The sequence below is a fragment of the Bacillus massilinigeriensis genome (assembly GCF_900111815.1).
GTDB lineage: Bacteria > Bacillota > Bacilli > Bacillales > Cytobacillaceae > Mesobacillus_C > Mesobacillus_C mediterraneensis.
The window spans coordinates 1,872,713-1,898,461 of sequence record NZ_LT630004.1 but is presented as its reverse complement, the minus strand read 5'-3'; the positions used below and the strand labels follow the sequence as shown (position 1 = coordinate 1,898,461).

25 protein-coding genes are annotated in these 25,749 nt (G+C 43.4%); 24 read left to right on the top strand and 1 reads right to left on the bottom strand.

Features of this window, described 5'->3' with window-relative positions; translation table 11 throughout:
• Positions 1–8 precede the first annotated feature (8 nt).
• The 18 genes from spoIIIAF to BQ5796_RS09855 all read left to right on the top strand — a co-directional run bounded on the left by spoIIIAF (position 9) and on the right by BQ5796_RS09855 (position 17,378).
• A complete protein-coding gene (gene spoIIIAF, locus BQ5796_RS09940) occupies positions 9–644 on the top strand; it encodes a stage III sporulation protein AF (protein ID WP_071460090.1) in 636 nt (211 codons plus the stop codon).
• Positions 628–1,293: a stage III sporulation protein AG gene (gene spoIIIAG, locus BQ5796_RS09935; RefSeq protein ID WP_071460089.1), complete on the top strand. Its 666-nt coding sequence runs from the start codon at positions 628–630 to the stop codon at positions 1,291–1,293. The genes spoIIIAF and spoIIIAG overlap by 17 nt, the downstream gene beginning before the upstream one ends.
• Positions 1,294–1,297: 4 nt before the next feature.
• Positions 1,298–1,861: a SpoIIIAH-like family protein gene (locus tag BQ5796_RS09930; RefSeq protein ID WP_071460088.1), complete on the top strand. Its 564-nt coding sequence runs from the start codon at positions 1,298–1,300 to the stop codon at positions 1,859–1,861.
• Between the two features lie 243 nt (positions 1,862–2,104).
• On the top strand, positions 2,105–2,611 hold the full coding sequence (gene accB, locus BQ5796_RS09925) for an acetyl-CoA carboxylase biotin carboxyl carrier protein (RefSeq protein WP_071460087.1): 507 nt from the start codon (positions 2,105–2,107) through the stop codon (positions 2,609–2,611).
• A 12-nt stretch (positions 2,612–2,623) separates the two neighbouring features.
• On the top strand, positions 2,624–3,979 hold the full coding sequence (gene accC / locus BQ5796_RS09920) for an acetyl-CoA carboxylase biotin carboxylase subunit (RefSeq protein WP_071460086.1): 1,356 nt from the start codon (positions 2,624–2,626) through the stop codon (positions 3,977–3,979).
• Positions 3,980–3,994: 15 nt separating this feature from the next.
• Positions 3,995–4,402 (top strand): Asp23/Gls24 family envelope stress response protein, encoded by a 408-nt coding sequence (locus BQ5796_RS09915; protein ID WP_071460085.1) that lies wholly within the window; start codon positions 3,995–3,997, stop codon positions 4,400–4,402.
• Positions 4,403–4,597: 195 nt separating this feature from the next.
• Positions 4,598–4,990, top strand: a complete 393-nt coding sequence (gene nusB / locus BQ5796_RS09910) for a transcription antitermination factor NusB (RefSeq protein ID WP_071460084.1) — start codon at positions 4,598–4,600, stop codon at positions 4,988–4,990.
• Between the two features lie 47 nt (positions 4,991–5,037).
• Positions 5,038–5,904, top strand: coding sequence for a bifunctional methylenetetrahydrofolate dehydrogenase/methenyltetrahydrofolate cyclohydrolase FolD (gene folD / locus BQ5796_RS09905; RefSeq protein ID WP_071460083.1), 867 nt, complete (start codon positions 5,038–5,040; stop codon positions 5,902–5,904).
• A gap of 152 nt (positions 5,905–6,056) precedes the next feature.
• Positions 6,057–7,406, top strand: a complete 1,350-nt coding sequence (gene xseA / locus BQ5796_RS09900; protein ID WP_071461249.1) for an exodeoxyribonuclease VII large subunit — start codon at positions 6,057–6,059, stop codon at positions 7,404–7,406.
• Positions 7,407–7,409: 3 nt separating this feature from the next.
• Positions 7,410–7,643 (top strand): exodeoxyribonuclease VII small subunit, encoded by a 234-nt coding sequence (gene xseB / locus BQ5796_RS09895; protein ID WP_071460082.1) that lies wholly within the window; start codon positions 7,410–7,412, stop codon positions 7,641–7,643.
• A 2-nt stretch (positions 7,644–7,645) separates the two neighbouring features.
• Positions 7,646–8,539, top strand: a complete 894-nt coding sequence (locus tag BQ5796_RS09890; RefSeq protein ID WP_200792876.1) for a polyprenyl synthetase family protein — start codon at positions 7,646–7,648, stop codon at positions 8,537–8,539.
• A gap of 221 nt (positions 8,540–8,760) precedes the next feature.
• Positions 8,761–10,653, top strand: a complete 1,893-nt coding sequence (dxs, locus tag BQ5796_RS09885) for a 1-deoxy-D-xylulose-5-phosphate synthase (protein WP_071460081.1) — start codon at positions 8,761–8,763, stop codon at positions 10,651–10,653.
• Positions 10,654–10,656: 3 nt separating this feature from the next.
• Positions 10,657–11,499 carry a TlyA family RNA methyltransferase gene (locus tag BQ5796_RS09880; protein ID WP_071460080.1) on the top strand — a complete coding sequence of 281 codons (843 nt, stop codon included), beginning with the start codon at positions 10,657–10,659 and terminating at the stop codon, positions 11,497–11,499.
• A gap of 165 nt (positions 11,500–11,664) precedes the next feature.
• The gene (gene ahrC, locus BQ5796_RS09875; protein WP_071460079.1) at positions 11,665–12,114 is read left to right on the top strand and encodes a transcriptional regulator AhrC/ArgR; all 450 of its coding nucleotides are present in this window, start codon (positions 11,665–11,667) and stop codon (positions 12,112–12,114) included.
• A gap of 15 nt (positions 12,115–12,129) precedes the next feature.
• Positions 12,130–13,824, top strand: coding sequence for a DNA repair protein RecN (gene recN / locus BQ5796_RS09870; protein ID WP_071460078.1), 1,695 nt, complete (start codon positions 12,130–12,132; stop codon positions 13,822–13,824).
• A 139-nt stretch (positions 13,825–13,963) separates the two neighbouring features.
• Positions 13,964–15,289 carry a SpoIVB peptidase gene (spoIVB, locus tag BQ5796_RS09865; RefSeq protein ID WP_071460077.1) on the top strand — a complete coding sequence of 442 codons (1,326 nt, stop codon included), beginning with the start codon at positions 13,964–13,966 and terminating at the stop codon, positions 15,287–15,289.
• 245 nt (positions 15,290–15,534) lie between these two features.
• Positions 15,535–16,329, top strand: coding sequence for a sporulation transcription factor Spo0A (spo0A, locus tag BQ5796_RS09860; protein WP_071460076.1), 795 nt, complete (start codon positions 15,535–15,537; stop codon positions 16,327–16,329).
• A 320-nt stretch (positions 16,330–16,649) separates the two neighbouring features.
• Positions 16,650–17,378 (top strand): glycerophosphodiester phosphodiesterase, encoded by a 729-nt coding sequence (locus BQ5796_RS09855; protein WP_071461247.1) that lies wholly within the window; start codon positions 16,650–16,652, stop codon positions 17,376–17,378.
• Positions 17,379–17,402: 24 nt separating this feature from the next.
• On the opposite strand, the gene BQ5796_RS09850 is transcribed toward BQ5796_RS09855, so the two are convergent.
• Positions 17,403–17,663, bottom strand: a complete 261-nt coding sequence (locus tag BQ5796_RS09850) for a DUF2627 domain-containing protein (protein WP_071460075.1) — start codon at positions 17,661–17,663, stop codon at positions 17,403–17,405.
• A 156-nt stretch (positions 17,664–17,819) separates the two neighbouring features.
• On the opposite strand from BQ5796_RS09850, the gene BQ5796_RS09845 reads away from it, so the two are divergent.
• From BQ5796_RS09845 to BQ5796_RS09820, 6 genes are all read left to right on the top strand, one after another.
• On the top strand, positions 17,820–19,865 hold the full coding sequence (locus BQ5796_RS09845; RefSeq protein WP_071460074.1) for a sigma-54 interaction domain-containing protein: 2,046 nt from the start codon (positions 17,820–17,822) through the stop codon (positions 19,863–19,865).
• 153 nt (positions 19,866–20,018) lie between these two features.
• Positions 20,019–20,918 (top strand): phosphate butyryltransferase, encoded by a 900-nt coding sequence (gene yqiS, locus BQ5796_RS09840; RefSeq protein WP_071460073.1) that lies wholly within the window; start codon positions 20,019–20,021, stop codon positions 20,916–20,918.
• Positions 20,919–20,944: 26 nt separating this feature from the next.
• The gene (bcd, locus tag BQ5796_RS09835) at positions 20,945–22,039 is read left to right on the top strand and encodes a branched-chain amino acid dehydrogenase (protein ID WP_071460072.1); all 1,095 of its coding nucleotides are present in this window, start codon (positions 20,945–20,947) and stop codon (positions 22,037–22,039) included.
• 116 nt (positions 22,040–22,155) lie between these two features.
• On the top strand, positions 22,156–23,244 hold the full coding sequence (gene buk, locus BQ5796_RS09830) for a butyrate kinase (protein WP_071460071.1): 1,089 nt from the start codon (positions 22,156–22,158) through the stop codon (positions 23,242–23,244).
• Positions 23,245–23,272: 28 nt separating this feature from the next.
• The gene (gene lpdA, locus BQ5796_RS09825; RefSeq protein WP_071460070.1) at positions 23,273–24,694 is read left to right on the top strand and encodes a dihydrolipoyl dehydrogenase; all 1,422 of its coding nucleotides are present in this window, start codon (positions 23,273–23,275) and stop codon (positions 24,692–24,694) included.
• A gap of 47 nt (positions 24,695–24,741) precedes the next feature.
• Positions 24,742–25,737, top strand: coding sequence for a thiamine pyrophosphate-dependent dehydrogenase E1 component subunit alpha (locus tag BQ5796_RS09820; protein WP_071460069.1), 996 nt, complete (start codon positions 24,742–24,744; stop codon positions 25,735–25,737).
• Positions 25,738–25,749: the final 12 nt, after the last annotated feature.

Sequence of the window (25,749 nt, the reverse complement as noted above, 5' to 3'; positions counted from 1 at the left end):
GGTGGATAATGGAATTTCTCACAGAGTGGGTAACAAATATCATCCTTTTTATCCTTTTAGCGACATTGCTTGAAATGCTGCTACCGAATTCAGCTCTTCAGAAGTACGTAAAAATTGTTACAGGACTCTTGTTGATTACGATTGTTCTATCGCCTATTTTCAAAATTTTCTCAAGCGATTTGGAGCAGATGCTTGAAAAGGTGCCATCCGAAGGGAAATTTGGAGGAAGCAGCATGGAAAATTTAATAGAATTGAAGAAAACAGAAATACAAGAGTCCCAGAATGCATATATTTTAGAACAAATGGCTGTCCAACTAAAAGCGGACGCAAAGGAGGAGATGATGGAAAAATACCACCTGGAGATAGCTTCGGTGGAAATAGTGACAAAAGAGCAAGACAAGCGTACATTTCCGGAAAATCTTGAGCAGATTACCGTTCTTGTACGAGAGGCAGAAGGCAGCAGCGGGGGAGCGGTAACCGTGGTAGAAGAAATCCGGATTGATACTCAGCATCCCCATTCATCGGACATGGCGCCTGATAGAAATGAAGAAGCGGCTTTCCTTCTGGCGAAGAAATGGAATGTTCCAGTACAATCAATCAAAATTGTGTCAGGAGGGGGGCTGGCCAATGGTGAAAGAGAATAAGATAGGTCCGCTGGGCTGGCTGAAGAACAGTTTTTTTAAAGCGAAAAGTCCATCTGATAAAAAAACAGGCAAACATCCGTACTTTCTTTTTGTCATCCTTATTGGTACAGGTGCAATGATGGTAGGGAATATGTTTGATAAGAATGGAGAAACCAACAGTGTTCCTGCCACCGTACAAGATCAAAACAAAAAGACTGAGGCTGTATTTGGACAGAGAAAACCACAAAAAAACGATAGTATCAGCAAGTATGAAGAAGCTTGTGAAACGCAGTTGAAAGAAGTACTGGAAGGAATTGCGGGAGTTAGGGATGTATCTGTCATGGTAAATGCTGATTCGACGGAAAAGAAAGTGCTTGAGAAAAATACGGTCACTCAGTCGCAAACAACAGATGAGACAGACAGGGAAGGCGGTAGCAGAAAAGTGGAAGACCTTTCAAAGGATGAGCAGCTTGTCATCGTCAAGAACGGGGATAAGGAAACGCCGATTGTGCTGGAGACGAAAAAACCAGAAATAAGGGGTGTGCTCATCGTGGCGAGAGGCGCTGAAAATATACAAGTGAAAAAATGGATACTAGAAGCGGTAACGAGGTCACTAGATGTTCCTAGCCACCGAGTATCCGTATTGCCTAAGAAAACAAAGGGGGATTAAGGAGATGTTATTGAAAAAACAAACAGTTTGGTTGTTGACAATGCTGAGTCTTGTTGTTGTTCTATCTGTCTATTACATCACTTCTCCAGAACAGAACATGACGGAAATGGCGACACAAGAGGCGAAAGAGAAGAGCGAAGCAAAAATGGTTGAAAGCAAGCAGCAAGCAGCTGTCCAGTCTAAAGATGGACAGACAGTCATTTCTGCTGCAGCGACAGATGAAGCATTTGAAGCATTGCGCATGCAAATGAATGACCAGAGAAATGAGATGAAGGAAGAGCTTCAAGACATCGTAGCCTCTACTGATATACCTGCAGAGCAGCGAAACGATGCCTATGAAAAAATGAAAGAACTTGATGATATTGCTCAAAAAGAAAATGTACTCGAGACGCTCATTAAATCAATGGATTATGAGGATGTACTTGTTAGAGCAGATGGAGAAAAAGTCAGAATTACCGTAAAAGCTGAAAAACACTCAAGATCTAAAGCAAATGAAATTATCCAAATGGTAAGGACAGAGCTTGGCGATTACCAGCCGGTCGTGGTTGACTTTCAGCCGGGCAAATAAGATTTTGCAAGAATGTTTAAAAACAGGGAGAAATGGCGAGGTTTTTAACTGCCCAGTGCCATCATCTCCCTGTTTTATTTTCATTATAGCCAGCGGTTTATTATACAATAAGAATTCCCTTTTAATTCAGAAAAGATTAAAATGATAGACGACAGTTAATTTATTGAAGTATAACATGGTATTATCGTATAGTATTAGTAGTTAGTCTCAATTATATTTGAAATAAGACAAGGGGTGCCAGCAATGTTGAAAGTGCAAGAAATTCGTGAACTGATTAAATTGATCGATCAGTCGACCATTGATGAATTTTCATATGAGGTTGAAGGTGTGAAAGTTAAAATGAAGAAGGGTGCGAACATGCAAACGGTTCAAGCACCTGTTAATACTGTTTCTGTCGAGACAGTTCAACCAGCTGCTGTTCAGACTCCGGCACCAGTACAAACGCCTGCTGTGGCTGTTGCTGCACCTGTCCAGGAACAGAAGAAGGAAGAAGTGAAGGATACAGCAAACCTACATAAAATTACTTCTCCAATGGTGGGAACATTCTATCAATCACCTACTCCAGACGCAGATGCATATGTTAAAGCTGGATCAAAAGTAAAAAAGGATTCCATTGTCTGCATCGTGGAAGCAATGAAGCTATTCAATGAAATTGAAGCTGAGATCGATGGGGAAATCGTTGAGGTACTTGTAAAAGACGGACAGCTCGTCGAATACGGACAGCCTCTGTTCTTAGTTAAGCCAGAGTAAGGAGAGGTCAAGATGATAAAAAAATTATTGGTTGCCAATCGGGGTGAAATTGCAGTACGTATCATCCGGGCTTGTCGGGAAATGGGCATTGAGTCTGTCGCGGTATTTTCGGACGCAGACAGAGAATCCCTTCATGTACAGCTTGCTGACGAAGCGTATTGCATCGGCCCAAAGCCATCAAAAGACAGTTACTTGAACTTTACTAATATCATTAGTGTGGCAAAATTGACAGGGTGCGATGCTATCCATCCTGGTTATGGATTCCTCGCAGAGAACGCTGCTTTTGCAGAGCTCTGCAGGGAATGCAATATTACTTTTGTCGGTCCGACACCGGAAGCTATTCAAAAAATGGGGACAAAAGATGTTGCAAGGGAGACGATGAGAGAAGCGGGAGTGCCAATCGTTCCTGGTTCAAGAGGTATCATTGAAAGCAATGAAGATGCAATCGAGCTTGCAACGAGCATTGGCTATCCTGTTATTATCAAGGCTACTGCTGGCGGAGGCGGAAAAGGAATCCGTGTTGCCAAATCAGAGGAAGAAATGCTGAAAGGTATCAGCATTACCCAGCAGGAAGCAATGACTGCATTCGGTCATCCAGGAGTATATATTGAGAAATTTATTGAAGATTTCAGACATGTAGAGATACAAGTTTTGGCAGATTCTTACGGTAATACAATTCATCTTGGAGAACGCGATTGCTCTATCCAACGCCGGTTGCAAAAGCTTCTGGAAGAAACCCCTTCGCCGGCACTTGATGGCGAAATTCGCAAAGAAATGGGCGAAGCAGCAGTTAAAGCGGCGAAAGCAGTTGCCTATACAGGTGCAGGCACGGTAGAATTTATATATGATTACCGCAATCGCAAATTTTATTTTATGGAAATGAATACGCGTATCCAGGTAGAGCATCCGGTTACTGAAATGGTAACAGGCGTCGACTTGATTAAGGAACAAATCAAAGTCGCCTCAGGAGAGAAGCTTGGACTCAAACAGGAAGAGGTCGAGTTTAACGGGTGGGCAATTGAATGCAGGATTAATGCAGAAAACCCTTTGAAAAATTTCATGCCATCACCTGGGAAAATTAACATGTACCTTCCTCCTGGCGGTCTTGGGGTCAGGATAGATTCTGCTGCTTATCCTGGCTATTCTATTCCCCCATATTATGATTCAATGATTGCAAAGGTAATCACATACGGGAGCACAAGGGAAGAAGCGATCAGCCGTATGAAGAGGGCTTTGGCAGAATTCGTCGTCGAAGGCATCCATACGACAATCCCCTTCCATTTGAAATTGCTCAGCCACGAAAAATTTGTGGAGGGCCAATTCAATACGAAGTTCCTAGAAATATATGATGTAATGGCAGAAGAATAACTGGAGGTGCAGGCAATGAGTGAACAGCATGTACTGGAAATGAGTAATGGAGACAATGGTCTAGGCAAGGTGGAAATCGCTCCAGAAGTTATTGAAGTGATTGGCGGTATTGCAGCATCAGAGGTCGAGGGAGTTTCTCAGATGCGTGGAAGCTTTGCTGCAGGAGTCGTTGAACGGCTTGGTAAGAAAAATCACGGCAAAGGCGTCAAAGTAGAACTCTCCGATGAAGGGATCATCGTGGACGTATTTTGTGTAATGAAGTTTGGTGTCTCCATCCCAGCTGTTGCCCAAAAAATTCAGGATAACATCCGTCAGGCTCTACTGAACATGACAGCTTTGGAAGCTGCTGAGGTAAACATTCATGTTGTAGGAATTCAATTTGAAACGCAAAAGGCTGAAAGCGATTTCGAACAGGAGCTATAATTTGAAGAGAAACCAAAGCCCTTTTACAGGACTTTGGTTTTTTCAATGGAAAATGTGGCAACCTGAAATAAATGAAATCAATATCAGCAAAAATAACCGGGAAGCATGCGTAAAAGGTTATGTTATGCTATTATCATCTTAGAAGAGATCAGCATATAGCCGCAAAGGAGCCAAGAAAAGGAGCCAAGAAAAGGAATGAAGAGAAGAACAGCTAGAGAAAAGGCGATGCAAGCCTTATTCCAGATGGATATAAGCAAGGTGGAACCCAGGGATGCTATTTCCCATGTTCTAGATAATGAGCCGCAAGATGCTTATTTGACAAACCTTGTAGAGGGGTATGTAGAAAATCAGGAAAAAATAGATGAAGAAATTAAGCAGCACTTGGAAAAGTGGACAATGGACAGGCTGGCTAACGTTGACAGGAATTTGCTGCGCCTTGGTGCCTTCGAGTTGATGTTCTGCAAAGAGGATGTACCTGGTAATGTGGTGTTGGATGAAGCGATTGAAATTGCCAAAATATATGGAGACGAGCAATCAAGCAGGTTTGTAAATGGAGTGCTTTCTAAAATTTTGCAGCGCTACTCCTAACCAAACAACTTGATTACTTAAGTCTCCAGGGAGACGGGGGAATTAGGGTGACAGCAAAAATCATTGACGGTAAACTTATTGCGAAGAAAAAGAGGGAAGAAATTGCTGCCGAGGTGGAACAGCTAAAGTCCCTGGGTATTACCCCTGGCCTCGCGGTAATTCTTGTAGGGGATAACCAAGCATCAAAAGTATATGTAGGAAGCAAGGAAAGAGCATGCCATGAACTTGGGATGCATTCAGTCTTAGCTAAATATCCTGCTAGCCTTAGTGAGGATGAATTGCTTGAGAAAATTCAAGAGTTGAACAAGGATGATCGTATTCACGGTATTCTTGTACAGCTGCCATTGCCTGGCCATATCAACGAAAAAAGGGTAATCGAAGCGATTTCTCCTGATAAGGACGTGGATGGTTTTCATCCTGTAAACGCCGGAAGAATGATGACGGGACAGGATGCTTTCCTACCATGTACCCCATTTGGAATTATGGTGATGCTTCAGGAAGCAGGTATTGAATTGACAGGAAAGCACGCTGTGGTCATTGGGCGGAGCAATATCGTCGGAAAACCGATGGGCCAACTGTTGCTGAATGAGAATGCCACTGTAACCTATTGCCATTCAAGAACGAAGGATCTGAAAAAATTCACACTCGATGCTGATATTATTGTATCTGCTGTCGGCAAAACGAACATGGTTACAAAAGACCTTGTCAAACCAGGAGCAGTTGTCATCGATGTCGGAATGAATCGGGACGAAGAAGGAAAATTATGCGGCGATGTTGAATATGCCGAAGTAAAAGAGGTTGCTGGCTACATAACACCTGTACCGGGTGGTGTAGGGCCAATGACCATCACTATGCTCATGTTCAATACACTGAAGTCGGCGCGTAAGGCAGCCGAAAAAACCGCAACGCTTTAAATGTCTTAAATGCGCCTGCCCGTATCCCCATGCCACCTTGCCAAAGCCAATAGCCAGAAAGGCAGCCGGCCTAGGTGAAGCAAAGGGGATACGGGCTTTTGTTGATTATCAGGGATGCTGCTTTGTGGTGGCAGGAAAGAGGTGAGGTATCCATGAATGATAGACAACAATATTTGACCATCAGTGCCTTAACGAAATACATAAAAAGAAAATTTGACCGAGATCCTCATCTACAGGATGTTTACATAAAAGGGGAAATCTCAAATTTTAAACAACATTCGAGTGGTCATATGTATTTTACCCTTAAGGACGAACGAGCGAGAATTCTTTCTGTCATGTTCTCAAGCTTTAACAAATCATTGAAATTCCGTCCGGAAAATGGGATGAAAATCCTTATCAAGGGAGATATCACTATTTACGAACCTAGTGGAAACTACCAGGTTTATGTTAAAGAGATGCAACCCGATGGCGTAGGCGATTTGTTTTTGGCATACGAGCAGTTGAAAGCAAGATTGGAGCAAGAAGGTTTGTTCTCGATGAAGCATAAAAAAAGCCTTCCTAAATTTCCACAAAAAGTCGGAGTCATTACTTCGCCAACAGGGGCAGCAATCAGGGATATCCTTACGACAATAAATCGGAGATTTCCTATTGCAGATGTACTTATTATCCCAGCTCTTGTACAAGGGGAACAAGCCGCTAAATCTATTGTTAAGTCGATTGAAACAGCAAACAGCCTTGGCGATTTGGATGTATTAATTGTTGGACGTGGCGGCGGTTCAATCGAGGAACTATGGTCTTTTAATGAAGAAATCGTCGCAAGGGCAATATTTGCTTCTTCCGTACCTGTCATATCTGCGGTTGGCCATGAAACGGACTTTACTATCTCAGACTTCGTGGCCGACATGCGCGCACCGACACCAACAGGTGCAGCGGAAATTGCTGTACCTCATATCGAAGAATTGATGGAAAGAGCTATGGACCGCCATGCGAGACTATTCCGAGCGATGAAGGATAAAACTGGCCGGCAGCGTGACCGTCTCAATCGACTGTCACGTTCCTATGCTTTCCGCTATCCTCGCCGTCTGTATGAGCAAAAACTTGAGCAGTTGGATAAACTTGAAGACTCTTTAAAGCGGGCTTCAGAGACCATGTTTAGAATGAAAGAAAACTCCCTTTCAAATATAAAAAGGCGGTTAGTACAAGCAAATCCAGCTTTTCAGCTAAAAGTGGCAGAGGAAAAGCAGGAGAGACTGTTAAAGGAATTGAACAGAACTATGGTTGCCGTTTTGAATACGAAACAAGGGAAGCTAAATGCAACCATCCAGACCCTTGACGCGCTAAGCCCGCTAAAAATAATGGAGCGAGGATACAGCATTTCCTATAGCGAGGAGGGGAAAATGGTGAAATCCGTTTCGCAAATAAAAACAAAAGACAAGCTTTTCATCAGGCTTCCTGATGGGAGAATCGATTGTGTTGTTACCAATATAGAAAAGGGGGACTAAAAAGTGTTGGATGACAGAAAGCTGACATTCGAACAGGCGATGGAGGAATTGGAGGATATTGTGTCAAAACTCGAAGAAGGCGATGTCCCCTTGGAGGAAGCAATCACCTATTACAAAAGGGGTGTTGAACTGTCGAAGCTATGCAGCGATAAGCTGAAGAATGTGGAGAACCAGCTAACCCAGGTACTGACAGAAGACGGCCAGGCTGTTGCGTTCATTGTCAATGAGGAGGAGTGAATTTGGATTCGAAGCGCTGTGATCAGTTTATAAACGAGTATAAACAACTAGTGGAACAGTATATATCAGAACAAGTGAAAAAGATTGCTGCTCCTGCCATTTTGAAAGAGTCGATGCAATATTCTCTTGAAGCAGGCGGTAAAAGAATACGGCCACTATTATTATTCGCAACACTGGACGCTTTCGGGAAGAGCCCTGCAATCGGTCTTGAAACCGCTGGAGCAATTGAAATGGTACATACTTATTCGCTTATTCACGATGATCTCCCAAGTATGGATAATGATGCTCTTCGCAGGGGAAAACCTACAAACCATATCATATTTGGAGATGCAACAGCGATTTTGGCGGGAGATGCACTCCTGACATACAGTTTTCGCCTTATAACCGATATCCCGGAGGATGTCGCCAGTGCAGAAATAAAGCTAAGCTTGATTGCGGGTTTGTCGAATGCAGCAGGTGCGGAAGGAATGGTCGGTGGGCAAACTGCTGATATGCAAGGGGAGGGGAAAAGCCTCTCTCTGGAGGAACTGAAATATATTCACTTAAATAAAACAGGTCGACTGCTGGAATATAGTGTTTTGGCTGGAGCGGCCATTGCACAAGCAGACTCAGAAACCAAAAGACAATTATCCACTTTTGCACAGCACCTTGGCCTAGCCTTTCAGATTCGAGATGATATTTTGGATTTGGAAGGTACAGAAGAGCAAATCGGAAAGCCTGTAGGAAGTGATAAGAACAACAAGAAAAGTACTTACCCTTCATTGCTTACAATGGAAGGTGCTAAAAAAGCACTGGAAGAACAAATAGGGAAGGCGAAAGCGGCACTTGGCAGCACAAACCTACAAACAGAACTTTTATCAGAAATTACCGAATTAATAGGTAATCGGAAATCGTGAGATCAAAGCCTTTCGTTGAGGACACGATAGGTTTATGTTATACTTGTACTGCTTTCAAGCTTGTCAGACCTTTGATTTTAGTGCATCATAATGGTAATAAAATATAGAGAATGGAATATAACGGACGCCGTTATCACATACGAGTGAGCGGCTCTTTTTCCATTAATGGGTGTGGCTTTGTATGAAACCCATAAGTCAGAAATGAAAGTGAGTGGTCCGATATGGATCTATTATCAATAAAAGACCCTGCCTTCCTTAAACAGCTTTCAATGAAAGAACTGGAAGCGCTGAGCGGCGAGATAAGACGATTTTTAATCGAGAACCTGTCAAGGACGGGAGGTCATATCGGCCCAAACCTTGGAGTCGTCGAATTGACTATTGCTCTTCATAGATGTTTTAACAGCCCGAAAGATAAGATAATATGGGACGTTGGCCATCAGTCCTACGTTCATAAAATTTTAACTGGAAGAGCCTGCCAATTCGAAACGCTCAGGCAGTATAAGGGCCTTTGCGGTTTCCCGAAGATGACAGAAAGCGAGCATGATGTTTGGGAAACAGGGCATAGCTCTACCTCACTATCAGCCGCGATGGGAATGGCGGTCGCAAGGAATCTGAAAAAAGAAGATTCCCATGTCATCCCTGTCATTGGTGATGGAGCCCTTACAGGAGGCATGGCTCTTGAAGCGCTGAATCATATTGGCCATAAAAAAGAAAAAATGATTGTGATCCTGAATGACAATGAAATGTCTATTGCTCCTAATGTCGGCGCACTTCACAATGTTTTAGGAAAACTGCGATCAGCCGGAAAATACAATCGTGCAAAAGACGAGTTGGAAATGCTTTTGAAGAAAGTACCTGCAGTAGGGCAGCAGCTTGCGATTACCGCTGAGAGAATAAAAGACAGCTTCAAATACTTGTTTGTTTCCGGAATGTTTTTTGAGGAACTAGGATTTACTTACCTAGGTCCAGTGGATGGACATAATTATGAGGATCTATTTGAGAATCTGACATATGCAAAGAAACTGGACGGACCTGTCATGCTCCATGTTATTACGAAAAAGGGGAAAGGCTTTATTCCGGCGGAAAACGATAAAATTGGGACATGGCACGGAACAGGGCCTTATAAGATGGAGACAGGTGATTTTATCAAGCCAGCAGGAGCTCCCCCAGCATGGAGCAAGCTTGTCAGCGAGACTGTCCGGGAAATTGCGAGAGCAGATGAACGTATTGTCGCTATTACGCCTGCTATGCCTGTAGGATCTAAACTGGAAGGCTTTGCAAGCGAATTTCCTGACAGGATGTTTGATGTAGGCATTGCGGAGCAACATGCAGCAACATTCGCCGCAGGACTTGCTACACAAGGGATGAAACCATTCCTGGCTATCTATTCCACATTCCTGCAACGTGCTTATGATCAAGTAGTCCACGATATTTGCAGGCAAAACTTGAATGTTTTCATTGGAGTAGATAGAGCGGGGCTTGTTGGGGCAGATGGTGAAACTCACCAGGGTGTTTTTGATATTGCTTTCCTTAGACATCTTCCAAACCTCGTTTTAATGATGCCTAAAGATGAAAATGAAGGAAGGCATATGGTAAAAACAGCATTAAGCTATGATGCAGGCCCTATCGCAATGCGCTTTCCCAGAGGGAATGGGTATGGGATCCCGCTTGATGAGGTATTAGAGCCGATTCCAATTGGGACATGGGAAGTGCTTAGAGAGGGTGGAGACGCAGTCATCCTTACTTTCGGAACGACCATTCCGATGGCTCTTGAAGCAGCATCGTCCTTGGAAAAGGAAGGTATTGCGGTTAAAGTGATTAATGCCCGCTTCTTAAAACCTTTAGACATCGCCATGCTGACTGAAATCCTAAGGGATAATCTTCCAATCCTTACAATTGAAGAGGCTGTTCTTCAAGGCGGCTTTGGAAGCTTCATCATGGAAACGGCACAAGAGCTGGGCTTTGAAGGCGCCATTATTGACAGAATGGGTATCCCAGATAAATTCATTGAACATGGCAATGTCGATTCCCTTCTAGAAGAGATTGGGATGACGGAGAAGCAAGTGAAATTAAAAATAAAAAAACTAGCAAAGCAAAAAGAAAAAAGGGCGTAAGCGATGAAAATAAGAAAAGAGCGGCTCGATGTTCTCCTTGTGGAACGCGGTCTGGCAGAGACTAGGGAAAAGGCTAAGAGGTCTGTTATGGCGGGGCTTGTCTATTCAAATGAAGAAAGACTGGATAAGCCTGGAGAGAAAGTGATTGCGGATATCCCTTTGCAGATAAAAGGAGATGTTATGCCATATGTAAGCAGGGGGGGATACAAGCTAGAAAAGGCGCTGAAAGAATTTTGCATTGATGTAAAAGGGAAAACGATGCTCGATATTGGTGCATCGACTGGGGGATTCACCGATTGCGCATTGCAGAATGGAGCCCAAATGTCCTATGCATTGGATGTTGGTTATAATCAGCTTGCTTGGAAGCTGCGTCAAGATAAAAGAGTTGTTGTGATGGAACGCACCAACTTCCGTTATGTAACACCCGCTGAACTTACCAAGGGGCTTCCGAATTTTGCATCCATTGATGTCTCTTTTATATCCTTAAAGCTAATATTCCCTGTCTTGCGGACGCTTCTTGTTCCGGGAAGCGATGTGGTTGCGCTCGTAAAGCCGCAATTTGAAGCAGGCCGAGAACAGGTTGGAAAAAAAGGAATCGTCAGGGATAAAAAGGTGCATGAGGCAGTATTGGAAAAAGTAATTGCTATGGTGACAAGCCTTGGTTTTATTGTCCGCAACCTCTCCTACTCTCCGATTACTGGCGGTGACGGAAATATAGAATTTCTTCTTCATCTTTATTGGAGCGGAATAGAAGAAGAAGAGGAGTTGTCCCTGGCTGTTTCTCCTGCACAAATTGTGGAAGAAGCACATAAAGTGCTCAAAAGTAAATCTACAAACGAAGAATAGGCCTAGCCTGTTCTTTTTTCATGGTATTGTCGGAATTTTGTCCATATGAAAGAAAGGGCAATGGAGATTGGCCTGTCGTGATTGTGGAATACTAAAAAATCGGATAACATATGAGAGAGAAGAAATTATTAGCAAATGATTTGAATGTCTACAGGGGTGATATATTTGAATAAAGGTCAGCGACATATAAAGATTCGTGAATTAATTACAAATCAAGATATCGAAACACAGGACGAACTTGTTGAAAAATTGAAGGAAGCTGGATTCAATGTAACCCAGGCAACGGTTTCCAGGGATATCAAAGAACTGCATCTTGTAAAAGTTCCGCTCATTGATGGAAGGTACAAATACAGTCTTCCTGCGGATCAGCGTTTTAATCCGCTGCAAAAACTTAAACGTGCACTAATGGACGCTTTTGTTCGGCTTGATCATGCTGGGCATCTTCTTGTAATGAAAACGATGCCGGGTAATGCGAACGCAATTGGAGCACTTCTTGACAACCTTGATTGGGAAGAAATACTCGGAACCATTTGCGGGGATGATACGATCCTCATTATTTGTCGCAATGATGAAGATACCCAAGTTATTTCGGCACGATTTCTTGAAATGCTGTAAAAGAGGTGACGGTATTTGCTTAGTGAATTATCTATCCGGAATTTTGCCATTATCGAGGCGCTGTCTGTATCCTTTCAAAAAGGTTTGACTGTTCTGACTGGTGAAACCGGCGCAGGTAAGTCCATCATCATCGACGCTGTCCATCTTCTGGTTGGCGGAAGAGGCTCTGCGGAATTCGTACGCCATGGAGAGGAAAAAGCAGAAATTGAAGGTTTGTTTTACATTGAAGGGACTAGTCATCCTTGCTGCACACGAGCGAAGGAATTTGGTATTGACGTTGAAGAAGGCATGATTGTTCTCCGGCGCGATATATCCAAATCCGGCAAAAGTGTATGCAGGGTGAACGGAAAATTGGTGACTATTGCAGTGCTTAGGGAAATAGGATCAAGCTTGATTGATATCCATGGGCAGCATGAACACCAGGAATTGATGGATGAAACAAGGCATATTAATTTGCTCGATCAGTTTGGCGCTTCAGAAATCACACCAGCTCTTTCAGAGTATCAAAATGTATACCGTGCATTTGAACAGACGTTAAAAAAACTAAAGAACTTAAGCGAAAACGAACAGCAGATGGCTCACAGGCTCGATTTGATTAAATTCCAACTCAGCGAAATTCAGTCAGCACAGTTAAAAATTTCAGAAGACAGCGAGCTGGCAGAGGAAAAAAGAAAACTCAACAATTTTGAAAAAATTTTCGAGTCCATACATACTGGATACAATGCCTTGCAGGGAGACCAAAAGGGTCTTGATTGGATTGGTATGGTGATGGAAAGCCTTGAGAGTGCTTCAGAAGCGGATCAAGTATACAAGGACTTATATGAAACGATCGCGAACTGTTACTATCAACTCGAGGACTGTGCCCGGTCACTCCGCAGTGAGCTGGATGGGCTGGAGTTCGATCCAGGACGTTTGAATGAAATTGAAGAGCGTCTCAATGAAATGAATGGACTTAAACGGAAATATGGTCGCACCATAGAAGAGATTCTCGAGTATGCTTCAGCAATCGAGGAGGAAATCGAAACGATTCAGAATAAAGAAGTCCATATTGACCAAATTGAAAAAGAGCTTGTTTCCCTTAAGAAGGACCTGAAGATTGAAGCGGAAAACCTTTCGTCAGCCAGAAAGAAATGGGCAAAAAAGCTGACTGATTTGATTCACCGGGAGCTAAGGGATTTATATATGGACAAGACTGTCTTCGAAGTGAGGTTCTCTTCCGAAGAAGGAGTATTCTATAAAAGCGGGGGGGATGAAGTGTCATTCTACTTGTCCACCAATCCGGGCGAACCGTTGAAGCCACTATCGAAAATTGCCTCTGGCGGCGAGCTTTCGAGGATTATGCTTGCACTTAAGAGTATATTCTCCAAGCATCAGGGAGTGACATCTATTATCTTTGATGAAGTGGATACTGGTGTGAGCGGAAGGGTAGCACAAGCTATTGCGGAGAAGATATTCAAGGTCGCAGCAAGTTCCCAAGTGCTTTGTATTTCTCATTTACCGCAAGTTGCAGCAATGGCTGATACCCACTTGTATATCAGTAAAAAAATTAAAAATGGACGAACGAAAACGTCGCTGACTCCTTTGTCACAAGAAGAAAAAATAAGAGAAATTGGGCGAATGATTTCAGGGGTCGAAATCACTGATCTCACGAGGAAACATGCAGAAGAGCTTCTCCAGCTTGCAAGAACGACAAAATTGCCTAGTAAATAGCTCTTTTCCCTGGACCTTTTTCTTATTCATTATTCGACAATGACAAACCTATCCATAATCGGGTAGGTTTTTTATTTGTTTAGGGTTATAAATGGCTTTTATCAAGGCAAAGTTATACGTGTAGCCATTTTTAAAAAGCATGTGTGGACTAGAAGCGAGGAGAGTGAAAAGATTGAAAATAGAATTTCTCAGGCGTTTAATTGGTGGAATTCTCCTTGTTTCATTAATTTCTATTGGATTCTCCAGACCGGTACAGGAGTACATTGCTCTCCCTGAAAAGGTCACTTTGTTTGAAGGCCAGAACTTTGAGATAGAAAATAGTGTTGCTGCATATGCGGGTGTGACCGGAAATGCAGATGAAAAAGTTAAAATACAACAGGCTGAGAATGCGATGAAATTGGAAGGGAGCAGGTTTGGCAAAGACGAAGTTGTCCTTGAACTTGCTGGATTCCCTGTTAAAAAGGTGGATGTCAATGTCCTGAAAGATTTTAAAGTCATACCAGGAGGACAATCCATAGGCGTAAAGCTCCATACTGTTGGTGTTCTTGTAGTTGGACATCACCAGGTGGAAGGGGTGGAAAGGACAGTGTCTCCGGGAGAAAGTGCTGGAATAAAGGTTGGCGACATTATTACATCCATCAACGGAAAGAAAATTGATAAAATGGCTGATGTTGCACCATTCGTTCAACAAGCCGGAGAAGATGGAAGTGCCCTGGATGTCGTCGTCAAACGTGACAGCGGAAATTTCAATACAAAGCTGAAACCTGAGAAGGACAAGCAGGATAGCGGTTTCAAACTGGGCCTTTATATAAGGGATTCTGCTGCTGGCATTGGTACCATGACATTCTTCCATCCAGAGACGAAGAAATATGGTGCCCTTGGACATGTTATTTCAGACATGGATACAAAGAAACCCGTAGTAGTGGAAAACGGACAAATAGTTCGATCGACAGTAACTTCCATTGAAAAAGGCGCAGATGGAAACCCAGGTGAGAAACTTGCTCGTTTTTCATCTGACAGGGAAGTAATCGGTAACATCAAGCGAAACAGTCCATTTGGCATCTTTGGAGCACTTAACAGGAATATAGAAAATGGGGTTTATGACAAACCGATGCCAATCGCTCTATCTCATCAGGTAAAAGAAGGACCTGCGAAAATTTTGACTGTTGTCTCAGAAGATGAAGTGAAGCTGTTCGATATTGAAATTGTCAGCACCATTCCACAAAAGTTTCCTGCAACAAAGGGTATGGTCATCAAGGTCACAGACCCAAGATTGCTTGAGAAAACAGGCGGGATCGTACAAGGAATGAGTGGAAGCCCAATCATTCAAAATGGAAAACTGGTTGGGGCAGTCACTCATGTTTTTGTAAATGACCCGACAAGTGGATATGGGGTTCATATAGAATGGATGTTAAATGAGGCAGGAATAGATATTTACGGGAAATTGGAAAATAAAGCAAGTTAAAAGAGGGCCTTTTGGCCTTCTTTTAACTTTTATAAAGAAAATAATTCGACAATTACCTGCAGGGAATTTTGTCAAATTGCAAAATAAGTCGAATTTAAGAGATAATTAAAGCAAAATAGAGATTTTGGGTTATTTTTAAGAAAAATTAAAATATAAAAGGATTTTCTGTTGCATTGTCGAATTTGTCCTTTAGAATAGAATGTGACAAGAAATATAGTGAAATTGGGATGAGGAGGAACAGGGAATTGGATAAGATTAAAGTTTGCATCGTTGATGATAACCGAGAATTGGTGGGTCTCTTAGAGGAATATGTATCCTCCCAGGAAGATATGGAGGTTGCCGGGATTGCGCATAATGGACAGGATTGCCTTGAGATGATGCAGGAAACGGAACCTGATGTCCTGCTGCTGGATATTATCATGCCTCATTTGGACGGTTTGGCTGTACTTGAAAAGCTTAGAGAGCCTGGAAATGGATCATTTCCAAATGTTATCATGCTTACAGCATTTGGACAGGAAGATGTGACGAAGAAAGCAGTGGAACTCGGTGCATCCTACTTTATCTTGAAACCTTTTGATATGGAAAACCTGGGCAGTCATATTCGTCAGGTAAGTGGAAAAGCAAAAGTGTCTGCAAGAAAACCGTCTACTCCTGGATACCGCCCATCCCAATCGGATCAGAAACCTAGAAATCTTGATGCCAGCATTACAAGCATCATCCATGAGATAGGCGTTCCGGCACATATTAAAGGGTATCTTTATCTTCGAGAGGCCATTTCGATGGTCTACTCTGATATTGAGTTGCTCGGTTCGATTACGAAGGTCCTTTATCCAGACATTGCTAAAAAGTATAATACGACTGCCAGCCGCGTGGAGAGAGCCATCCGACATGCAATCGAGGTGGCGTGGAGCAGGGGTAACATTGACTCCATTTCTTCACTTTTCGGCTATACAGTCTCAATGACAAAAGCAAAGCCAACTAATTCTGAATTTATCGCGATGGTTGCTGATAAATTGAGACTCGAGCATAAAGCTTCTTGAAAGGGTTAGGATCTGTGATTAGGCAGATAACTATGTTGCGTTTCTAACTTCATACGAAGATAAAAAAGTCCTCGCCTTTTATTTTACAGACGAGGATTTTTTCATTTAGTGTGAGCATTACCGATGGGGAAATATTGCCATGCTTGCAGGCTGTTATAGTGAATCAGTTAGCTCTGCTGGGTAACAGCAGAGTTTTCTTTATATCCCTACCCTATTGTGTGTTTGCTGTGTAAAATGAGGGTATGGATAAAGGAGTTCTGAATAGAATTACATAGAATGGTTCATTTGTTCAGGAAAATGGTGTGATGGGGTGTGAGGATATGACAGAAATTTTTGCTCATAGAGGATATGCTGCAGCTTATCCGGAAAATACAATGATATCTTTTCAGGAGGCAGAAAAGGCAAGGGCTGATGGGATAGAATTGGATGTTCAAATGACAAACGATGGTGAATTGGTCGTTATTCATGATGAAAAAGTGGACAGGACTACGAATGGAACTGGATATGTACGAGATTATTCCGCATCACAATTGAGAAAGCTTGATGCGAGATACAAATTCGGGGATTTACCAAAAAGTGAAAGAATCCCTCTCCTGGAAGAAGTGTTGGAATGGTTGGCAGAAACCGCACTCGTCTGCAATATTGAATTGAAAAACGGTATTTTTCCTTATGAAGGCATGGAAGAGAAAGTGGCATTGCTTATCAGACAGCGGAACTTGGAGAATAGAATCATCATTTCATCCTTCAACCATTATAGCATCGTCCGCTTTCATCAGCTTGCTCCAAATATCGAGACAGCTCCCCTCTTAACGGATGGAATATATATGCCTTGGATATATGCTGCCTCGATCAGGGCGAAAGGATTCCATCCCCATCATCGGACCCTGCAGGACGACATCATTGATGCTTCAAAGCGTTCAGGAATTAGGTTAAGGCCTTATACTGTAAACAAAGAAGCGGCAATGGAACGTTTCATTCGAAGGGGCTGCAGTGCAATCATTACTGATGACCCTGCCAAAGGAGTGGCAATCAGAAAAGAAATAAAATAGTAGAAAAAAGGCCGTGACTGCCAGTCACGGCCTTTTTTCCACCTTATCTTTTGGCAGCCGGAAGCGTGCCTGTACTTTGTTCCTTTTTCGGTCCCTATAAAGGACAAATCCAGCAATAAATCCTAATCCAGCGAGAAAAAGGATAAGTCCAGCTAGAAACTGTAAGGTGAGGTGCGAAAAAGGTGGCTGCATTATCCCGAAGACCATATCGCGCATTAGCTTAATCCCATATGCGGCAAGAGCGCCGGGAATTAGCATAATAATTAGGGCAATAATTCTACTCATAAGGTTAGATCCCTTCAAATTTATACTCTCAGGAGTATGATAAAACATTCGTGAAATTTGTCAAGGAAAATGAAAAAAGCTAAAATGAATATGAAGAAAGTTGCAGACTTCTTGGAAGAACTGTGAAAAAAATTTCCGAGGAGAGGGAGGGAATTTATGCAGAGGATCATGATTGTTGGTGCGGGCAAGGGAGGAAGCCTGATATTAGAAATGCTGAAAGAAACTGCCGAAATAGGTGTCATCATCGATACGAATCCTCAAGCACCGGGATTTATTCTCGCCAAGCAGCTTGGGATTAGGACAGGCAGCGATTGGCGGAAGTATAACGAAGAGAATTTTGATTTTATCATTGAAGTGACTGATGATGACCGTGTCTTTCAGGAGCTGAGGGCTGTCCGCGGAAAGGATGCAGCAATTATACCAAGCAGCGTAGCTTTATTGATGGCAAGCATGATGGAAGAAAAAGTGCGGCTAATCAAAATGCTCAAAAATGAAACGCACAAGCATGACTTAATTTTCAATTCTACCGGAGACGGAATGATTGTAGTTAGCAATGATGGTGAAATCATTCTGTATAACCGGGCAGCGGAAAAAATAATCGGCATTGCACAGGAAGAAGCGATTGGAAGGAATATATTGGATGTCATTCCTTCTAGCAGACTTCCGATGGTAATTGCGTCCGGGAGAACGGAAACAAACCAGGAACTCGTCCTGCCGGATGGTTCGAAAATCATTGCTACCCGAATACCGATCATCGACGATGATGGAGCGATAATTGGGGCTTTCTCTGTTTTTAAAGATATAACAGAAGTAGTGAACTTGGCGGAAGAAATTACAAATTTGAAGGAAATCCAAACCCTCCTTCAAGCAATTATCCAGTCGAGTGAAGAAGCTGTTTCTGTAGTGGATGAAGATGGGAAAGGAATCCTGATTAATAAAGCCTATTCTCGAATAACAGGGCTGTCGGAACAAGAAGTGATCGGTAAGCCTGCAACTGCGGATATATATGAAGGCGAAAGCATGCATATGAAGGTCCTTCAAACAAGGAGACCTGTGCGTGGTGTTGCCATGAGGGTAGGACCTAATAAGAAAGAAGTCATTGTGAATGTTGCCCCTATTATTGTGGATGGAAAGCTGAAAGGAAGCGTTGGGGTAATCCATGATATGTCTGAAATCAAAAGCCTTAGCAGAGAATTGAACAGAGCAAGGCAAATCATCCGGACGCTTGAAGCGAAATATAGCTTTCAAGATATTATTGGCGGTTCGGAAGAAATGACAATTGCAATCGAACAGGCAAAGCTTGGGGCTAAAACACCTGCTACTATTTTGCTAAGGGGAGAGTCTGGAACAGGAAAAGAGCTTTTCGGCCATGCTATCCATAATGCAAGCGATCGAAAATACAATAAGTTTATCCGTGTGAACTGCGCAGCGATTTCCGAGTCTTTGCTTGAAAGCGAACTTTTTGGCTATGAGGAAGGTGCTTTTTCTGGAGCGAAGCGGGGTGGAAAACGAGGCTTTTTTGAAGAGGCACATAATGGCAGTATTTTTTTAGATGAGATTGGAGAGCTTCCTTCCAACACCCAGGCGAAGCTGCTCAGGGTCTTGCAAGAGAATGAGATCACGAGGGTTGGCGGCACCAAGCCAATTCCAATTAACGTCCGTGTCATTGCTGCAACAAACGTGAACCTTGAAAAAGGGATCGCTAATGGGTCATTCAGGGAAGATTTGTACTATCGTTTGAATAGAATGCCGATTCATATCCCGCCGCTTCGAAGAAGGAAGGAGGATATCCCGGCTCTTTGCGAAAGGCTCATCCAGAAAATCAATCAGGATTATGGAAGAAATATTGAAGGAGTAACCCCGGATGCGGAAAAGAAGCTGATGGATTACGACTGGCCGGGAAATGTAAGGGAACTCGAGAATGTACTAGGTAGGGCGATTATTTTCATGAATTATACCGAAACGGTTATTACTCTTCCGCACCTTCCGGATCTTCGGCCGAAAGACAAGCAGGATACTGGCGGGCAAGAAGCGTTCCCTGAGTCCGATAGCTCGCTTGCGAGCCAGCTTGATGCAGAGGAAGCAAAAATACTTCAAAGAACGCTCTTGAAGTATAACAAAAACAAAACAGCAACTGCTAAAGCATTGGGAATTTCAGTTAGAAGCCTTTATTATAAACTGGAAAAGCACCAACTTGAATAAAATTGCACGCAATTAATTGCACATAGTGCAGAAAAATGCAGATGCTTAGCGAAAAAAGTAAAGCGTTTACAAGTTTTGTGAGTTGGCACGCTTCTTGCAATATAGATTAGTGCATCCAGCATTTTTTATGGAGAAGGGAATGGGGTGTATTACATGAAGCTCGAAAATCTTTCCGAAAAAGCAGCCCAGAATAGAAAGAAGAAGGTCGCTGTGGCGGCTGCGGAAGATCAGGAGGTCTTGGAAGCGGTTGCTTCTTCAATCGAAAGAGGCATGGCAGAGTTTCTTCTGTTCGGTAGCGAAACGGAAATCAGCAAACTTCTGGAAAAAAATCATCCTGGAATCAATACGGGAGATTTAACGATCGTCCATGCTTTTTCTGCTAGTGATGCAGCCGAAAAAGCAGTGAAAGCTGTGAGGAATAAAGAAGCGGATGTATTAATGAAGGGGAACATACCAACAGCAGCCCTTTTGAAAGCAGTTTTGCACAAGGAGCATGGCCTTAGAACAGGGAATGTGCTGTCGCATGCAGCAGTATTTGAAATCCCCGGTTTTGACCGGCTTATTATCGTAACGGATGCTGCGATGAATATTGCTCCAGATTTGCATCAAAAGGCGCAAATCATTACTAATACAGTCGGCATAGCGAAAGCTGCTGGAATCGAGAAGCCTAAAGTTGCTCCGCTTGCTGCGGTTGAAGTCATCAATCCTGCCATGCAGGTTACCATTGATGCAGCAGCACTTACTCAAATGAACCGCAGGGGGCAAATCAGAGGCTGCATTGTGGATGGACCGCTTGCGCTCGATAATGCGATTTCTGCCATTGCTGCAGAGCATAAAGGTGTAAAAGGCGAAGTTGCTGGCAAAGCAGATATTTTGCTTGTCCCTAATATTGAGGCAGGAAACATCCTTTATAAATCGCTGATGTATTTTGCAGGTGCCAAAGTCGGGGCTGTTATCGCAGGAGCTGCAGCGCCCATTGTCCTGACATCCAGAGCTGATTCAGCCGAAAGTAAAGTTAATTCATTAGCGCTTGCGCTATGTTCTGCACAATAAAAAACAATTCGGGGAGGAAGAAGAACATGGAAATTTTCAAATATCTTGAGAAGTATGATTATGAGCAGGTAGTGTTTTGCCAAGACAAACAGTCTGGACTGAAAGCGATTATCGCTATTCATGACACAACTCTTGGACCAGCCCTTGGCGGAACCCGTATGTGGACATATGCATCCGAGGAAGCTGCAATCGAGGATGCGCTTCGTCTTGCGAAAGGTATGACTTACAAAAATGCGGCAGCAGGCCTTAACTTAGGTGGAGGAAAGACCGTCATTATCGGTGATCCTCGCAAGGATAAAAATGAAGAGATGTTCCGTGCATTCGGACGCTATATTCAAGGTCTTAATGGGCGTTACATAACTGCAGAGGACGTAGGTACAACTGTGTCAGATATGGATTTAATCCATGAAGAAACAGACTATGTTACAGGTATTTCACCGGCTTTCGGCTCTTCCGGCAACCCGTCCCCAGTAACAGCATACGGCGTTTACCGCGGTATGAAGGCAGCTGCAAAAGAGGCATTTGGAACTGACTCCCTTGAAGGAAAGGTTATAGCTGTACAGGGCGTAGGTAATGTTGCCTATAATTTATGCCGACACCTTCATGAAGAAGGTGCTAGTCTCATTGTTACAGATATTAATAAGGAAGCGGTACAAAGAGCCGTTGAAGAATTCGGTGCAAAAGCTGTTGATCCGAACGAAATCTATAGTGTGGAATGTGATATCTATGCACCGTGTGCTCTTGGTGCTGTAATCAATGACGAAACCATTCCTCAAATCAAGGCGAAAGTGATTGCTGGAGCTGCTAATAATCAGTTGAAAGAAACGACACATGGTGATCAAATCCATGAGATGGGGATTGTTTATGCTCCTGACTATGTAATCAATGCAGGTGGCGTTATTAACGTTGCTGATGAGCTTTATGGCTATAATCGCGAGCGTGCTTTGAAGAAAGTAGAGCAAATCTATGACAATATCCAAAAAGTCATTGAAATTGGAAAACGTGATGGAATCCCTACTTACAAAGCTGCAGATAGGATGGTAGAAGAGCGCATCGAGAGAATGCGTAACTCCAGAAGCCAATTCCTGCGGGATGGTCACCATATTTTGAGCAGACGTTAAGATGATAATTGCGGGAGCGCTGGATGGCCATCCGGCGCCTCCTGCTGTTTACAAAGAAGAAGGATTACTAAAAGAAAATTTTGGTTTGCTTTTACACATAATTGGAGGTTTAGGCTTTGCAGCAATCGGAGTATCGAATTTTAGTTATCAATCCGGGTTCTACATCAACTAAGATTGGCGTTTTTGATAACGAATTTTCTGTTTTTGAAAAGACAATCAGGCATGACGCTGACACGATTAATTCCTTTGAGAGAATTAATGACCAATATGAGTTCAGAAAAAAAACTATTCTTGAAACGCTGGATGAAGAGGGAATCAATATTTCCCGGCTTGACGCAGTTTGCGGTCGCGGGGGACTCCTGCGACCGATAGAGGGTGGAACATACAGCGTTAATGACAGTATGCTTGATGACCTTCGAGCAGGTTTTGCAGGCCAGCATGCTTCCAATTTGGGGGGCATCCTTGCGTATGAAATAGCCATTGGCCTGAATATTCCTGCATTCATCGTCGACCCTGTTGTGGTGGATGAATTGGAGCCGCTTGCAAGGATATCAGGCTTCTCCCTGATCGAGAGAAAGAGCATTTTCCATGCGCTGAACCAGAAAGCAGTTGCACGAAGAGTGGCAAAAGAGCTTGGGAAAAGATATGAGGAAATCAATCTTATCGTTGCGCATCTTGGCGGAGGAATCACCGTTGGGGCCCACCAACAGGGCAAAGTAATTGATGTGAACAATGGACTTCATGGCGATGGACCTTTTAGTCCGGAACGTGCTGGCACTGTCCCGGCGGGGGACTTGGTAAGCTTGTGCTTTTCCGGCGAGTTTTACCGCGAAGAAATCATGAAGAAACTCGTTGGTCAGGGAGGACTTGTCGGCTATCTTGGTACTAATGACGCCATTAAAGTCGAGCAGATGATTGAAAAAGGAAACAAGAAAGCAAAGCTCGTCTATTCAGCTATGGCATATCAGACTGCAAAGGAGATTGGATCGGCAAGTGCAGTACTGTTTGGAAAGGTAGATGCGATTATCCTGACAGGCGGACTTGCTTATGGCAAAGGATTTGTCCAGGAAATTTCGGAGAGAGTAAACTGGATCGCCGATGTCATCGTTCATCCTGGAGAAAATGAGTTACAGGCACTGGCGGAAGGCAGCTTGAGGGTATTGCGTGGGGAAGAAGACGCGAAGGAATACCCTGGAAAGCGATGAAAGAGAGACGAATAAAGGAGGTAACATCATGGCTCATGAATATGATTTGGTGATTCTTGGAGGCGGCACTGGGGGATATGTTGCTGCAATCAGAGCATCACAATTAGGTTTAAAGACTGCTATCGTCGAAAAAGGAAAGCTTGGAGGTACGTGTCTACATAAAGGGTGCATCCCGAGCAAGGCTTTGCTTAGAAGTGCTGAAGTATACTCCACAGCTAAGCGCGGTGAGGAGTTCGGTGTCATGACAGGGAATGTCGGACTGGACTTTTCAAAAGTACAGGAAAGAAAAAGCAAAATTGTTGATCAGCTTCATAAAGGAGTACAGCACCTGATGAAGCAAGGCAAAATTGATGTTTACGAGGGTCTCGGGCGGATTCTCGGACCATCAATATTCTCTCCAATGCCTGGGACTATTTCGGTTGAGATGAACAACCGTGAAGAAAATGAAATGCTGATTCCAAAGAACGTTATCGTGGCAACTGGTTCAAGGCCCAGGTCTTTACCTGGTCTCGATGTTGATGGAACATATGTAATGACATCGGATGAAGCTCTTGAAATGGAAGAGGTGCCGAAATCAATCATCATAGTTGGTGGTGGTGTCATCGGGATTGAGTGGGCTTCCATGCTTTCAGACTTTGGGACAGAGGTTACCGTCATTGAGTATGGGGACAGGATCATACCGACAGAAGACAAAGACATTTCCCGTGAAATGCAGCGTCTAATGAAGAAAAAAGGTGTGAAAATCATCACTGGGGCTAAGGTGCTTCCGGATACCTTGGAAAAAGGCGAAGGCGTAACCATAAGCGCGGAGGTTAAAGGAGGAAAGCAGGAATTCCATGCGGAAAAACTGTTGGTCTCTGTAGGAAGGCAGGCTAATGTAGAAGGAATCGGTTTGGAAAATACTGATATCGTTAAGGAAAATGGCTTCGTTGTAACAAATGAGTTTTTCCAGACGAAAGAATCACATATTTATGCGATCGGCGATTGTATCGGCGGACTCCAGCTTGCACATGTCGCTTCCCATGAAGGAATTACTGCCGTAGAGCATATTGCTGGAAAAGATGTTTCCCCAATTGATTATTCTCTTGTTTCTAAATGCATTTACAGTTCCCCGGAAGCAGCAGGGGTAGGGATGACAGAAGAGGAGGCAAAAGAAAAAGGATATGATATCAAGACTGGAAAGTTCTCTTTCCGGGCAATTGGCAAAGCCCTTGTCTTTGGGGAATCTGATGGTTTTGTAAAGATCATCGCAGATAAAGCAACAAATGATATTCTTGGAGTTCATATGATTGGCCCTCATGTTACTGACATGATATCCGAAGCAGGATTGGCGAAAGTTCTTGATGCAACACCTTGGGAAGTAGCACATACCATTCATCCGCATCCAACTCTTTCTGAAGCAATCGGAGAAGCAGCACTAGCTGTAGATGGTCTCGCTATCCATTCCTAATTTTAGAAAAACAGTTTAGCCAACATTCTTTACGGGAGGTAAATAGAATGGCAGAAAACCGCCACGCTAAACTTGGTCTCAGCGATGACCAAGTCCTTGAAATTTATGAAACAATGCTTCTGGCACGTCGGATTGATGAGCGTATGTGGCTGCTGAACCGGGCTGGAAAAATTCCTTTTGTTATTTCATGCCAAGGGCAAGAAGCGGCACAAGTTGGAGCTGCATATGCCCTCAATAAGGAAAAAGACTATGTCCTGCCATATTATCGGGATATGGGAGTCGTTCTATCTTTCGGAATGACGACGCGGGAACTAATGCTATCCGCATTTGCGAAGGCAGAAGATCCTAACTCTGGCGGACGTCAGATGCCAGGCCATTTCGGCCAGAAAAAGAATCGAATTGCAACAGGTTCTTCTCCTGTTACTACTCAAGTTCCGCATGCAGTTGGAATTGCGCTTGCTGGAAAGATGGAAGGAAAAGACCTTGTGACTTTCGTCACCTTTGGAGAGGGTTCTTCCAATCAGGGAGATTTCCATGAGGGAGCAAACTTTGCAGGTGTTCACAAGCTTCCGGTTATCTTTATGTGTGAAAATAATAAGTATGCTATTTCTGTACCGATTGAAAAGCAGCTTGCGTGTGAAAATGTGTCCGACCGTGCAATCGGCTATGGTATGCCAGGTGTTACCATTGATGGAAACGACCCCCTTGAAGTTTACAGAGCTGTTAAGGAAGCGGCTGAAAGAGGCAGGCGCGGTGAAGGCCCAACGCTTATTGAAACAGTATCTTACAGACTTACTCCACACTCTTCTGATGATGACGATCGCAGCTATCGTGCACCAGACGAGGTTGCACAAGCTAAAACAAACGATCCAATCATCACCTTTGGTGCTTACCTGAAAGAAACAGGGGTAATGGATGATGCCAAAGAAAAAGAAATAAACGATCGAATCATGAAAGAAGTTAACGAAGCGACAGATTATGCTGAGAACGCTCCATACGCAGATGCGGAGCATGCTCTAAAATACGTATACGCAGAAAAGTAAGGGGGAACGGAC